At 41.9% G+C, this 11,837-nt stretch carries 18 protein-coding genes and 1 pseudogene; 15 read left to right on the plus strand and 4 right to left on the minus strand.

Features of this window, described 5'->3' with window-relative positions:
• The first annotated feature begins 171 nt into the window (after nucleotides 1-171).
• The 4 genes from NI000_RS36255 (at nucleotide 172) to NI000_RS36270 (ending at nucleotide 2,965) form a co-directional block, all read left to right on the plus strand.
• Complete coding sequence (locus NI000_RS36255) at nucleotides 172-474, plus strand: ArsR/SmtB family transcription factor (RefSeq protein ID WP_253416125.1); 303 nt, start codon at nucleotides 172-174, stop codon at nucleotides 472-474.
• 133 nt (nucleotides 475-607) lie between these two features.
• Nucleotides 608-1,819 carry an MFS transporter gene (locus NI000_RS36260; protein ID WP_253416126.1) on the plus strand — a complete coding sequence of 404 codons (1,212 nt, stop codon included), beginning with the start codon at nucleotides 608-610 and terminating at the stop codon, nucleotides 1,817-1,819.
• A gap of 229 nt (nucleotides 1,820-2,048) precedes the next feature.
• Entirely contained in the window at nucleotides 2,049-2,501 is a 453-nt protein-coding gene (locus NI000_RS36265) for a hypothetical protein (RefSeq protein ID WP_253416127.1), read from the plus strand.
• Nucleotides 2,502-2,527: 26 nt separating this feature from the next.
• Entirely contained in the window at nucleotides 2,528-2,965 is a 438-nt protein-coding gene (locus tag NI000_RS36270; RefSeq protein ID WP_253416128.1) for a NucA/NucB deoxyribonuclease domain-containing protein, read from the plus strand.
• Nucleotides 2,966-3,028: 63 nt separating this feature from the next.
• On the opposite strand, the gene NI000_RS36275 is transcribed toward NI000_RS36270, so the two are convergent.
• Together NI000_RS36275 and NI000_RS36280 are read right to left on the minus strand one after the other, a co-directional pair.
• The gene (locus tag NI000_RS36275) at nucleotides 3,029-3,289 is read right to left on the minus strand and encodes a hypothetical protein (RefSeq protein ID WP_253416129.1); all 261 of its coding nucleotides are present in this window, start codon (nucleotides 3,287-3,289) and stop codon (nucleotides 3,029-3,031) included.
• 210 nt (nucleotides 3,290-3,499) lie between these two features.
• A complete protein-coding gene (locus NI000_RS36280; RefSeq protein ID WP_253416130.1) occupies nucleotides 3,500-3,889 on the minus strand; it encodes a hypothetical protein in 390 nt (129 codons plus the stop codon).
• 149 nt (nucleotides 3,890-4,038) lie between these two features.
• Here NI000_RS36280 and NI000_RS36285 point away from each other — a divergent pair, with 149 nt between their 5' ends.
• The 6 genes from NI000_RS36285 (at nucleotide 4,039) to NI000_RS36310 (ending at nucleotide 7,375) form a co-directional block, all read left to right on the plus strand.
• Nucleotides 4,039-4,725 (plus strand): aquaporin, encoded by a 687-nt coding sequence (locus NI000_RS36285; RefSeq protein WP_253416131.1) that lies wholly within the window; start codon nucleotides 4,039-4,041, stop codon nucleotides 4,723-4,725.
• A 182-nt stretch (nucleotides 4,726-4,907) separates the two neighbouring features.
• Nucleotides 4,908-5,288, plus strand: a complete 381-nt coding sequence (locus tag NI000_RS36290) for a GntR family transcriptional regulator (protein WP_216793713.1) — start codon at nucleotides 4,908-4,910, stop codon at nucleotides 5,286-5,288.
• Nucleotides 5,285-6,133 (plus strand): ABC transporter ATP-binding protein, encoded by an 849-nt coding sequence (locus tag NI000_RS36295; RefSeq protein WP_253416132.1) that lies wholly within the window; start codon nucleotides 5,285-5,287, stop codon nucleotides 6,131-6,133. Before NI000_RS36290 ends, NI000_RS36295 begins: the two co-directional genes overlap by 4 nt.
• A gap of 5 nt (nucleotides 6,134-6,138) precedes the next feature.
• A complete protein-coding gene (locus NI000_RS36300; RefSeq protein WP_253416133.1) occupies nucleotides 6,139-6,786 on the plus strand; it encodes an ABC-2 transporter permease in 648 nt (215 codons plus the stop codon).
• A 20-nt stretch (nucleotides 6,787-6,806) separates the two neighbouring features.
• Complete coding sequence (locus tag NI000_RS36305) at nucleotides 6,807-6,965, plus strand: hypothetical protein (RefSeq protein WP_253416134.1); 159 nt, start codon at nucleotides 6,807-6,809, stop codon at nucleotides 6,963-6,965.
• Nucleotides 6,966-7,024: 59 nt separating this feature from the next.
• A complete protein-coding gene (locus NI000_RS36310) occupies nucleotides 7,025-7,375 on the plus strand; it encodes a winged helix-turn-helix transcriptional regulator (RefSeq protein WP_253416135.1) in 351 nt (116 codons plus the stop codon).
• 62 nt (nucleotides 7,376-7,437) lie between these two features.
• Here NI000_RS36310 and NI000_RS36315 read toward each other — a convergent pair whose 3' ends face one another.
• Nucleotides 7,438-7,998 carry an NAD(P)H-dependent oxidoreductase gene (locus NI000_RS36315; protein WP_253416136.1) on the minus strand — a complete coding sequence of 187 codons (561 nt, stop codon included), beginning with the start codon at nucleotides 7,996-7,998 and terminating at the stop codon, nucleotides 7,438-7,440.
• Between the two features lie 126 nt (nucleotides 7,999-8,124).
• Here NI000_RS36315 and NI000_RS36320 point away from each other — a divergent pair, with 126 nt between their 5' ends.
• The 5 genes and pseudogenes from NI000_RS36320 to NI000_RS36340 all read left to right on the plus strand — a co-directional run bounded on the left by NI000_RS36320 (nucleotide 8,125) and on the right by NI000_RS36340 (nucleotide 11,382).
• Nucleotides 8,125-8,307: a MerR family DNA-binding transcriptional regulator gene (locus tag NI000_RS36320; protein ID WP_309247966.1), complete on the plus strand. Its 183-nt coding sequence runs from the start codon at nucleotides 8,125-8,127 to the stop codon at nucleotides 8,305-8,307.
• Between the two features lie 30 nt (nucleotides 8,308-8,337).
• Nucleotides 8,338-9,045 (plus strand): annotated as a pseudogene (locus NI000_RS36325) (agmatine deiminase family protein); the annotation flags it as partial.
• Between the two features lie 48 nt (nucleotides 9,046-9,093).
• Nucleotides 9,094-10,137 (plus strand): NAD(P)/FAD-dependent oxidoreductase, encoded by a 1,044-nt coding sequence (locus tag NI000_RS36330; RefSeq protein WP_253416137.1) that lies wholly within the window; start codon nucleotides 9,094-9,096, stop codon nucleotides 10,135-10,137.
• A gap of 24 nt (nucleotides 10,138-10,161) precedes the next feature.
• Nucleotides 10,162-10,695, plus strand: a complete 534-nt coding sequence (locus NI000_RS36335) for an exonuclease domain-containing protein (protein WP_253416138.1) — start codon at nucleotides 10,162-10,164, stop codon at nucleotides 10,693-10,695.
• 57 nt (nucleotides 10,696-10,752) lie between these two features.
• Nucleotides 10,753-11,382: an immunity protein Imm33 domain-containing protein gene (locus NI000_RS36340; protein ID WP_253416139.1), complete on the plus strand. Its 630-nt coding sequence runs from the start codon at nucleotides 10,753-10,755 to the stop codon at nucleotides 11,380-11,382.
• 61 nt (nucleotides 11,383-11,443) lie between these two features.
• Here the strand turns inward: NI000_RS36340 and NI000_RS36345 are convergent, their stop codons facing one another.
• Nucleotides 11,444-11,785, minus strand: a complete 342-nt coding sequence (locus NI000_RS36345; RefSeq protein ID WP_253416140.1) for a winged helix-turn-helix transcriptional regulator — start codon at nucleotides 11,783-11,785, stop codon at nucleotides 11,444-11,446.
• Nucleotides 11,786-11,837 lie beyond the last annotated feature (52 nt).

Raw genomic sequence — 11,837 nt, forward strand, 5'->3', positions numbered from 1 at the left:
GAAAGAAGCTAGGCCCAAACAAGCTGCCTAGCTCCTTTTTCATTCAACTATTCACCCTTTTTACCATCTGAGACTGTCCCGCAGATTCTAAAATAGTTACTTTTGGGACAGCCTCTTTTTTGTTGTACTAAAAAACTTGACATATCGATAATTTGCGATATTATAATGTGTATGGAGCCGATTGAAATTTTTAAAGCACTGTCCAATGAGTCCAGGTTGCACATTTTGCATTGGTTGAAAGAGCCCGAAAAACATTTTGCGCCCCACGAAGGGATTGATATGAGAAACATTGGGGTATGCGTCGGTCAAGTCACGGAAAAGTTGAAAATGACTCAGTCTACAGCTTCTCAATATTTATCGATTCTCCAACGAGCAGGGCTTTTAAAGACGGAACGTATCGGCAAGTACACGTACTATAAAAGAAACGAGGAAACAATCCGCGAAATCGGTGCGTTTTTTAACAACGAAATCTAACGATTACAAACTGAATGCTCTCCTGAGGATTCGGTTTGTTTCAAGCCTACATATCGACAAATTAAAATATGTAGATTTTATGCTCAACACATCGATAATTTATAATTTATAGATGTGAAATGAATAAGGAGTGATGAAATTGAAGGCGAGCACTTGGAAAGTTTATTTTTTGGCAATTGTCAGTTTTTTAGTCGGGACATCCGAGTATGTCATTTCAGGGATTTTAGATAAGATCTCGGATACGATGGGGATCTCGATTACTTCGGCTGGGCAGCTTGTTACTGTTTTTTCATTTGTGTATGCGATTTGCACTCCCATCCTGATGGCATTGACGGCAAAAATAGAGCGGCAAAAACTGCTCGTTGGGGCACTCGGAATCTTTGTGGTAGCGAATATCTTGTCTTTTGTTCTGCCGGGATTCGGACTTTTTGTCCTTGCGCGCGTGATAATGGCTTTAGGTGCAGGAATGGTTGTTGTCACCGCCCTGGATATTGCAGCGAAAATCGCACCCGAAGGTAAACAGGCCAGTTCCATAGCAACCGTGGTAATGGGGTTCACTACGTCATTAATTATCGGTGTTCCTCTCGGACGCATGATCGCTTCGGCTTACGGCTGGAAATCGGTGTTCGGTTTCATCGCCATAACAGGGCTTCTGGCTATCTTTGTTCTATACAAAACGATCCCGCAAGTGAAAGGGGATGCTCCCGTACCTTTATCCAAGCAGCTTGCTCTTCTAAAAAGCAAAAAAGTGGCGCTTGGACTCTCGATCACTTTCTTCTGGCTCGGCGGCTACTCTATTGCGTATACCTACATTTCTCCTTATCTTCTCAAGGTTGCCAGTTTGAATGAAGATGTGCTGAGCGGAGTCCTGCTGGCGTTCGGCGTGGCCAGTTTAATCGGCTCCAAATTCGGCGGCTACAGTACGGATAAATGGGGAGTTTCTTCCACGTTAACCGGGGGCATGCTCTTGCACATCGCGGCTCTCATTTTACTATCTGTTGCTGTCACCCTAACGAATTCTTGGTTGTTCGTTGTCGCCGTACTTGTATTATGGTCATTTGCAGCGTGGTCATCCGGTCCTACGCAGCAATACAATTTGATCCGAATCGAGCCGAATTATTCGGGAGTCATGCTCGGGCTCAACCAATCCATAATGCAATTATCGATGGCAGCAGGAGCGGGAATTGGCGGCCTGGCCGTGGATCGGGTATCTTTAGCATCCATCCCGTGGTTCGGGACGATCGGTGTAGCAATTGCCGTTATGGCCTCGTTTTTATTATTTGCATGGATAAGAGAGGAGGCAAGAAAAGCGAGCAAGCCGCAGAAGCATGCTCTGTCGGACTGATTCAGATATTCGGGCTCCCCAAATCGATCAATCGGCAAACCAGCGGGAGCATTAAAATCACTTTTGGAAACCCATGTCTATCCGATGTGGGTTTCTCTTTGTTTTGGCGTCTCGCAGATAGAGGATACCCGTGAAAGCAAAGCGAATATTAAACATATCGAGGTGAGCCGGATTTTTTTATTGGTTTTCCTTGCCAGATTTCATTAGGGGAGTTAGAGTATAACAAGAGATGAAGAAAATGACGGAGATACATTATTTATTGCCTATTGACTGCATTTATTTGTCTGATGAAATAAGTGAGATTAAAAATTTAATGGGTATACAATTTGACGACGACTTTCTAGTATCAAAATACGATTCTTACGGTATAGGACGTGGCGATGTTATTGTATTCAAAGGAGAGAGAGAAAGCCCGGAGTTTATGCTGTTTGACTTATATCATTCATTCACAGATCAGCATTTTATGGTCTTATTTGGAGTACGCTGCTTCGAACCCTGTAACATTAAAAAATTGATGTTGGGTTTACATAATAAGAGTGAACCTACCAGCAAATTTATCATGAGTGAAGGAAACGACTTAAGCAGCATGGCCGATTTCACCAATTATCCCAAAATCATAAAGTATGGCGATCAGGTTTATAACCAACGCATAGAACTGTATGTAAATAAATCAAACAAATAAAAATCTAATTCAAGGACATATACATAATGAAAAATAAAACAATTTCTATTGCTACCATTCTATTCGTACTATTCGTTTTGTATTTTAACAAAGGTTGGATTCTAACGAATCTTTCAACACCAGCAAGCAACGAAGCTGAAAGCGCAGTTGTACTCCATTTTCCATCGGACCGTTTTCCAGAGACTGGGGCCCACATAAAAGCGGCGATTGAGCATGGGAAATCCTCTATCTGTACAATCGATAGAAAGGGCGCTGAAGCCAATCGAAAAGAGTCTCTAAAAGGCGTGCCCGTAAAGCCTAATTTGGATCGAGACGAGTTTCCCATGGCCATGTGCGCAGAAGGCGGAAAAGGAGCCGATATCATGTATATAAGCCCTTCCGACAATCGAGGAGCGGGATCTTGGGTAAGCAATCAATTGGAAAAGTATCCCGATGGAACGCGAGTGAAGATTGTTGTGAAGTGAAGTACGGCCAATGGCTCAAGTCCATTGGCACCCGCATGAAAGAAACATGAATAGCAGCTCTTGCTATTCATTTATTTTGCTAATCGCTATGGTGTTCGTTAATTTATGAATAGAGTAGCCATTCAGCATAAATTGAACAATACTATCGTTAAATTTAACTTCGGATCCTTCTTCAAAAGTAAATTTATAGGCTTCCAAAGGATTGTCGGTATGTTTAAGGTTACGCATGAGCTCGAATATGGCATGAACCGGGTCAACAAATAAGTAGCCGCGATCAGGATGATACAGTAAATAATTCACGCTTTGCTCAATAATCTTATGCATCTTTACTCACTCGCTCCAATCAATAAGCAATTTATTTTTTTGCGGTAAGAATGAAAGCACAAAGAGTATATCACAATTTTTGGAATTGGTCATTAGACATTTTGATGATTATTGCATTAGTACGCAATAAATTCATCATTTTACGAAAAAAAATATGAGTTTTTTTTGGTATTGTAGCAAACAAACCGCAGTATTTTAATAAATTAATATTTATTCGGTCATATATTCAATCAGACATTTTGCAATGTATTCCTTGTAATTGGGTAATTCTTCGCACAGCCACACTTTCCCTAATTCTGAAGGCGTATACATGGCATTCAGAGCTTTGGCAAAATAAGCCGCCCAATTCAGGATCTCCTCCGAATTCTCATACCCCAAGTAATAAACCGGCTCGATTGCTTTTTTTAATAACGATTCGATTAATGATGGTTTATATTTGGCAATTGATGAAAGAAACGAGAAATATCCCTCTGCGGCTGATTCACAATTGTAGCTGGGAATCCAAGAAATAAATTTTTCAACAAGTTCGGCATCAGCCATAGAAGTATCTCCGTCTTCAATCCCTCGTTGAATAATTTCCATTTCACGATATGTTGGCATGAATTCATCACTCCTAATTCATTTCGATTTCCCTATCATTATAATCGGCAATCCTTAGTTCCATTGAAAACAAAAAATGTTCATTTTTTGTTTAGTTCGACCTTATATATTTACTTAGGTCTTAAATATACAGGAGAGGATGAAAAAAGATGTATCCGTCGTGGAAGAAATATGCGGCCGAATTCATCGGGACTTTGGTACTCGTGCTGATCGGCTGCGGAAGTGCAGCTACGGCAGGGGGCGAGTTGGGGTATCTTGGAAGCGCCTTCGCGTTTGGTCTGTCCATCGTCGCGATGGCCTATGTGATCGGTCCGATCTCAGGATGCCATATTAATCCTGCCGTTTCATTGGCAATGCTCATACGCGGGAGGATGCCCCGCAAGGAATTCCTGGGTTATGTGATTGCTCAGACAGCCGGAGCCGTTATGGGTTCGGCACTGCTATCCGCGATTATCCAATCAACAGGCAAGCCTGTAGCCAGTCTGGGGCAGAACGGATTCGGCGAAGGGTACGGGATCGGGATAACCGGTACGATGGCATTCATCGTGGAAATCGTTTTGACGTTCATTTTCATTTACACCATTCTGGGAGTCACGTCCGATGCTGCTAACAGTCATGTTGCAGGTCTTGTTATCGGTTTGTCGCTAGTGCTGGTTCACATTCTGGGCATCGGCCTTACCGGCACTTCCGTTAATCCGGCTAGAAGCTTCGGACCGGCAGTCCTATTGGGTGGGGAAGCGTTAGCGGAACTATGGGTATTTATTGTGGCTCCTCTTATCGGGGCGGTACTGGCTGCCATTGCGTACCGGCGGTTGAATGTCAACAAAGAAGCGTGATTCGGTAGGGCAATTGGGCCTATCCGGATGCAATGAACCACCAATTAAAACGATGTATTAGTTCAACCCCCTCCGATACAAGGCGGGGGTATTTAGCGTTCCCTTCGTGCCATTGACATTGTTGTGTATATTGTATATTCTGTGTATGTAAGAGATACACAGTTGTGATTTGTGGAGGTCCCATGAAAATTATTATTTCCAATACATCCGATCCGCCGATCTATCAGCAAATCAAAGATCAAATCAAGGACGCTATTATTCGCGGTGAATTAAAAGAAGGGGAAATGCTGCCATCGATACGTGCCTTGGCCAACGATCTGCGCGTAAGTGTCCTTACGACCCGAAGAGTATATGACGAACTTGAATCGGAAGGATTTATTACGACCAAAGCAGGCAAAGGGTCATTTGTCGCCAAGGAAAACTTTGAGCTGCTATTGGAATCGAAACGGCATATGGTTGAAGTGAAGCTCACGGAAGCGTGGAAAACCGCCCGTTCGTTAGGCATCAGCAAAAGCGAATTATATGCCATGATGGATTTGCTGTTTGAGGAGGGGGAAGAATGAAGCCCATTTTAGAGGTAGCAGGATTGAAGAAAGACTTGGGGAATTTCAGACTGGATGATGTCGGTTTTTCTTTGATCGAGGGCTGTATTACAGGATTCATTGGGGTGAACGGCGCCGGAAAAACGACGACCATTAAACTGATTCTCGGATTAATGTTGAAGGACGCGGGAGAGATACAATTTTTCGGAAAAGATGTTCAAAGAAACGAACGAGAATTCAAAAACCGTATTGGGATTGTCCTGGACGAAGGATATTTCTATGACGAGTTAACCATGCTGGAGATGAAAAACATTGTGGCCCCGGCCTATTCTAATTGGGATAACGCTTTGTTTAACCGGCACATGGAACGATTTGGGCTGCAATTGAATCAAAAAATAGGGACGCTTTCCAAAGGGATGCGCATGAAATATGCCATCGCGTTGGCGATTTCCCATCAGGCGGACTTATTAATTATGGATGAACCGACGAGCGGGCTCGATCCGCAGGTGAGATTGGAATTGATGGACATCCTGCTTGATTATGTGAAGGACGGAAAAAGCGTCTTTTTATCTTCGCACATCACTTCGGATTTGGATAAAGTTGCAGACGCGCTAATTCTAATTGACAACGGTCGAATCGTCTTCAGTGAAGAGAAAGACATCTTGCTAGACAGGCATGGATTCGTGAAAGGAGATCCTAGCGAGCTGAATGAGGCTACAAGAAAAATGTTTTTAACCTTGCACGAAACCGAGTATGGATTTTCCGGCGTGACGAACGATAAAGCGGCCGTACGTCAGCACATGCAACATGCGCTCATTGAAAGGCCGACCATTGAAGATATTATGTTAGGCTACATTAGGAGGTGACCCCGATGCTGTTTCATCTTGTAAAAAAGGATTTCCTGCTCGCAAAAAAATATTGGATCATCATGCTGCTTGCAGCAATGGTGCTGCCGGTCTTCATGCATACGAAGCTCGACTTCATTGCAGGGGAGTTTCTGCCTTTCTTTCTAAGTACGCTGTACATTGTTTTTTTGCTGTACAGTACGGTTTCCATGATGGAATATAAATACAAAGGCTCGTCGCTTCTTTGTGCGACCCCATATACAAGAAAGACGATCGTGATGTCAAAGTATTTTTTTGTCGTTGCCATTTTTATCGGTTGCTGCAGTTTGTACACTATTGCGGCTCTGATCAGTCCGGTGAAAGTCGGGTTACTTGATCTGTCCGAGGTAGGAAGAACGTTCCTCTTGCTAAGTATTATTTTCGGAGTCATGATCCCGGTTCAATATCGTTTCGGTTACGAAAAATCGAGATATATATTCTTTTTTCTGATCTTCCTGACGCCTTTCGTATTGCCGAACATCATGAAATTATTGCAGCAGAATGGAGCCGTATTCCCGGCCTCGCTTCCTTTTTCACTATTCGTGCTGGACGTGCTCTTTGTTTTACTGGCGTTTGTGATCGGGGGAATCTCGATGGTCCTATCCATTCGGATTTTTTCTAACAAAAATCTGTGATACTCAAGGGGAGCATAGCGATGAACTTCAACCGGAAAACGATCTTTTACTGTTTATTAGGGATCATTCTTGCTGCGAGTGCTTGGAGCCAAGCTATGAATAAAAGTTACCTTGCTATATTTCCGCTCTTTGGTTCCGTTGCTTTTTTTGTAAATGCTTGGCGAGCGAAGAATAAGTAATTTATACTAATCATATGTGCATTTATATTATATACTTGCCTGAAGGGAGAGTGAAGCTTGTGCCCGATACCTGCGTTCCGTCTGGCGTGAAGCTAAAAGATACCGGCTTTGGATATACGTTGTCCGTCATAGGCGGTAAATATAAAATGATCATTATGTATTGGCTGGCTGAAAATAAGGTGATGCGGCATAACGAGCTGAAGCGAAGTATCGGTACCATTTCCTTTAAATCGTTAAGCATCATGTTAAAAGAGCTGGAGGCCGATGGTCTGATCCTACGTAAAGAATTCCCCCAAGTACCTCCAAAAGTGGAATATTCCTTATCTGAACGCGGTCTTTCTCTCATCCCCTTGTTAAATATGATGTGCGAGTGGGGAGAGAAGAACAGCTTGCCGGCTCAGGAGGTTTAAATCAAAAGAAGTATCTCCGCAACAAGGAAATACTTCTTTTTTTAGCTTAATAAAGCTACCACTTACAGGTTGTCGATAAAATTCACGTAATCTTGTGCGCTTTTTTCCAATTCGCTTGCAGAGGACTCGATTTCTTCGCCAGGCACATTTTCGCCAGGCGCACTTTCCTTACCGTAAAACGCAAAGAACGAACGATAATCCGCTTTGCAGTATCGGAAAGTAGTTTCAAAAGGAGACAATAAATGGTCAAGCGTATAGCGATATCTACCCGCTTCACTGTAGTCTTCTTTTATAATTCCGGCAGATACGGCCAAAGCAGCTTTACGATTCTTTAATTTATCGCCTTTCGAACCATAAGCCCAGCCATAAGCTAACACATCGTCAAGCCATTTTTTCAGGAGAGGCGGGCAATTAAACCAATAAATGGGGAACTGTAAAACAACATTGCCATGCGATTCAATGAGCTGCTGTTCTTTTTCCGCATCGATGTTTCCGTCAGGGTAAACCTTATGCAATTCGTGGACCGTATACTTTTCAGGATACTTCTTAAGCTCCTCGACCCATCGCTTATTGACGACGGAAGTTTCTAGGCTTGGGTACGTTACGATAACGAGAGTTTTCACTGCTTTGTCCTCCTTGAGTATGATTTACTTCTTGAGTATAAAGTGCACGCTGCAAATATGTAAGTATGCACTTTTAGTACAGGTACTTACAAAAAGGAGAGTGTAAGAAGGGAATTATGTTAAGAGGTGAATTTGTTGTTACATAAAATCGGGGAATTTTCGAAAATCAATAAAATATCCCAGAGAATGCTAAGATATTACGACGAGAAATCGCTATTAAAGCCGAGAAAAGATGAAGTGAATGGTTATAGATACTATACGAACCGTGATATTAAAACGGTAAGCAAAATACTAAACCATGGAGGATAAGAAATAGAGGAGGCTGGAGCAGTGGAAGATAAATATACGATTCCGGATGAAAAAAGCGAACATGAAGGTACTTGGTTACAATGGCCTCATGGATACACTTATGGCGAAGATTATAAAAATGGGATAGAGCACATTTGGATCAAGATGGCAAGCGCTTTAAGCGAAGGTGAGAAAGTTCACATCGTTGCGTATAATCAAGCTGAAAAAGAGAAAATTAACAAACTCCTTACGAGCCAAGGGATAAATATGAACATGATTGATTTCTTTATTTCGCCTACGGATGATGTGTGGGCAAGGGATAATGGACCGATTTTTGTTTATGACCGTAATAAAAATCTAAAATTATGGGACCTGGGATTTAATGGATGGGGGAAGAAAGCTCCTTTTACCAAGGACGCTTCACTTCGCGAGCGCCTCAGTAAGGAATTAAACATCGAAAGAATCGATTCGCGTAAACTCGTCATAGAAGGCGGAGCTATTGAACTGGACGGCCATGGTACCTTGTTATCGACCAGAAGCTCTGTTGTGAATCCAAACCGAAATCCTGACTTATCCGAAGAGGAAATTGAAACCTATCTCGGCAGCCTTGGCGTTACGAATTTTATTTGGCTAGATGGAGTGCCAGGTGCAGACATTACCGATTTTCATATCGATGGATTTGCCAAATTTTACGACAAATCTACGATCATTACATTTTCAGAAAACGATTTGGCCGAATGGGGGCTGTCAGCCAAGGATACACAACAACAACCAGCGATTTGAGATCAACATCAGGAGGAACCGAATATGAATAAGAAAAAAATTGTAGTGATTGGTGCAGGTATTGTCGGTGCATCAATGGCTTATAACTTATCAAAGCGGAATCAGGATGTCACTTTAATCGAGAGTCATTCAACAGCGGCATGTGAAGTAACTGAAAAATCTTTCGCTTGGATTAATCCTTCGGGCCGGGTTTTAAAAAAATTTCGACATTTGTATGATGCAACGTTAGACGAATATCGTGAATTAGAAAAAGAGCTGCCTGATTTAAAAATAAACTGGCACGGAGCACTGAAATGGGGAGTTCCTGCAAATATAGAGGAGTCTCGGATACAAAAATTAAATCGGCAGCAGATCATACAATTAGAACCTAATTTGAAGGAATATCCGGAAGAAGCGAGTTTTGCGTACGAAGAAGGCGCGCTAGATCCTGTTTTGACAACAAAACTGTTGGTGAAAAAAGCGGAAGAACATGGGGCGAATATACGTTTTGATACGAAAGCTTTGCAAATAAAAAAAGTGGGTACTCAGGTTGTTGGTGTTTACACCTCAAATGGTTTTATAGAATCCGATGTAATCGTACTGGCAGCCGGTGCGGCTTTGCCCAAGCTCTGTAAGCCATTAGGCTTCGATGTTCCTGTCGCTCCTTCGCCTTCCATTATGATTCGCATGAAATCTAAGGAAAAGTTAATCCACACCTTGATTTCCAATTCGAGATTTGAAGCAAGGCAACTAACCGACGATACTCTAATCGCGGCGGAAGATTATGTGGACGAGTCTGAAGAAAACGGGCCGGACGCAATCGGGAAAAGAGCATTTGAAGTCCTTCGTCACGATCTAAAGGGAGGGGAGACCTTGGAGCTGGAAAGTATCGAGGTAGGAATGCGACCCATGCCTGAAGATGGCTATCCTATCGTTGGTGTTCACGATCGGATAAAGGGGCTTTATCTAGCAGTTATGCACTCAGCTATTACGCTGGCCCCTATGATTAGCCGATTGGCGGCAAATGAGATTATAGACAATGCGCAGATGAAAGAATTAGAAAGCTGCCGGTTATCCAGATTTAACTAGCTAAAGGAAATGGAGTGATACAAAGTGAACTACATTGTGCTGGATTTAGAGGCCACTTGTTGGGAAAATGACCGAACCAAACAAAACGAAATTATTGAAATCGGTGCCGTTAAAATCAATGAACAACTTGAAATTGTCGATGAATTTCAAACGTTTATTAAGCCGATATTAAATCCTTGGTTATCAGATTTTTGCAAAAAACTAACTTCCATTTCGCAAGAGGATGTTAATCAAGCAAAATACTTTCCGGAAGCCATTCAACAATTTCAGAATTGGATCGGTAAAGAAAATTATTTCTTATGCTCTTGGGGATTTTATGATAAAAGTCAACTAACGAAGGATTGTGAACTACATACAATAAGTACAGATTGGCTTGCTAATCATATCAGCATCAAACATCAACATGGGAACACGATCGGTAAAGAACGGGGAGTAGGCATGGCACGGGCGCTGGAAATGCTCAAGCTGCCGCTAGACGGCACACACCATCGGGGAATTGATGATGCCCGGAATATTGCAAAGATATTTGTAAGGATTTTTGACAAGCTGGAATTCTGATCGGGAAAAAGATACGTACTTAACAGGTTTGAAATTCGTACAGGAGCGTGGGATTTGATGAAATGGAAGCTGGATAGTGCGGTTGATCGTCATAAGGAATCGTCATATACATTTTATCTTCCGAGTGACCATGTTTTGAATCAACTAAAAGCAGGCGATCTCGTTAAGTTAATTTTTATGGCTGAAGAAACGTTGGATAACGGGTATGAAGGAGAAAGAATGTGGGTTGAAATACTCGAAAGAAACGATTCTGAATTCCACGGTAAGTTGATGAACAAACCATACTATCTTGAATCCCTTCAGTATGGAGATTTGATTCATTTCAATCTGATACATATATGCGATACTCAGCTCGATGACCCGTATGCAGTGGATATGGGTTACTATTTGGATAAAAAAGTTACGGTGAGTAATGACGTGCTGTCAAGAAATGAATTTAGCTTAATGTTGAGATTTGACCCCTACGACGATAGTGATTTAGGATGGGTCTTCTTCAGTGGTCACGAGGAAGATGATTTCAATGCTGATGCGAACAATTTTCAATTCATTTCTGTTGGGAAGATGCTGAACATCGATGATTCGATCTTAGTGTTTATCAATGACACAGTGCCTTGTGCATATGAGAGAGATCGTGAAACTGCAAAATTTGTTAGAATGGAGAATTATGATTGGAGTATTCATGAGTGATGAAAACCTATGTGATTTACATGACTACAGTATCATGCAGCACCTTGATATCCAGAGCAATTTAATTATTTTGGTTTTTTATTCCCCACTCACATAACTGTTCCAAGACGGGTAATAATGTTTCCGCTTTATCTGTGAGACTGTACTCGACTTTAGGGGGAACTTGAGGATACTCTTTCCGTTTCACCATACCATCTGCTTCCAATTCTTTAAGTTGTGAACTCAATGTTTTATAGGTAATAGCTCCTATCTGTCTCTTCAGATCATTAAAGCGAACCGGTTGGTTTTCTGCTAGGAGGTAAATAATAACCATTTTCCATTTACCGGAAATAACTGACATTGTATAACCAAAAGGTGTATCTTGAATATTTTTAACTTTACCTTTGTATTCAGCCATACTCATATTTAAACTATCCTTTCAGGTAGTACCTATCAACAAAGTGCGTACTACTTTT

This window comes from Paenibacillus tyrphae (assembly GCF_024158745.1).
In the GTDB taxonomy this organism is placed as follows: domain Bacteria; phylum Bacillota; class Bacilli; order Paenibacillales; family NBRC-103111; genus Paenibacillus_G; species Paenibacillus_G tyrfis_A.

Bases quoted from the DNA above. Each gene is read 5' to 3' on its own strand.
- NI000_RS36285 (WP_253416131.1), top strand. From the start codon at position 4,039: ATGTATCCGTCGTGGAAGAAATATGCGGCCGAATTCATCGGGACTTTG.
- NI000_RS36255 (WP_253416125.1), top strand. From the start codon at position 172: ATGGAGCCGATTGAAATTTTTAAAGCACTGTCCAATGAGTCCAGGTTG.
- NI000_RS36275 (WP_253416129.1), bottom strand. From the start codon at position 3,289: ATGCATAAGATTATTGAGCAAAGCGTGAATTATTTACTGTATCATCCT.
- NI000_RS36280 (WP_253416130.1), bottom strand. From the start codon at position 3,889: ATGCCAACATATCGTGAAATGGAAATTATTCAACGAGGGATTGAAGAC.
- NI000_RS36345 (WP_253416140.1), bottom strand. From the start codon at position 11,785: ATGAGTATGGCTGAATACAAAGGTAAAGTTAAAAATATTCAAGATACA.
- NI000_RS36295 (WP_253416132.1), top strand. From the start codon at position 5,285: ATGAAGCCCATTTTAGAGGTAGCAGGATTGAAGAAAGACTTGGGGAAT.
- NI000_RS36340 (WP_253416139.1), top strand. From the start codon at position 10,753: ATGAAATGGAAGCTGGATAGTGCGGTTGATCGTCATAAGGAATCGTCA.
- NI000_RS36290 (WP_216793713.1), top strand. From the start codon at position 4,908: ATGAAAATTATTATTTCCAATACATCCGATCCGCCGATCTATCAGCAA.
- NI000_RS36270 (WP_253416128.1), top strand. From the start codon at position 2,528: ATGAAAAATAAAACAATTTCTATTGCTACCATTCTATTCGTACTATTC.
- NI000_RS36330 (WP_253416137.1), top strand. From the start codon at position 9,094: ATGAATAAGAAAAAAATTGTAGTGATTGGTGCAGGTATTGTCGGTGCA.
- NI000_RS36305 (WP_253416134.1), top strand. From the start codon at position 6,807: ATGAACTTCAACCGGAAAACGATCTTTTACTGTTTATTAGGGATCATT.
- NI000_RS36265 (WP_253416127.1), top strand. From the start codon at position 2,049: ATGAAGAAAATGACGGAGATACATTATTTATTGCCTATTGACTGCATT.
- NI000_RS36300 (WP_253416133.1), top strand. From the start codon at position 6,139: ATGCTGTTTCATCTTGTAAAAAAGGATTTCCTGCTCGCAAAAAAATAT.
- NI000_RS36260 (WP_253416126.1), top strand. From the start codon at position 608: ATGAAATTGAAGGCGAGCACTTGGAAAGTTTATTTTTTGGCAATTGTC.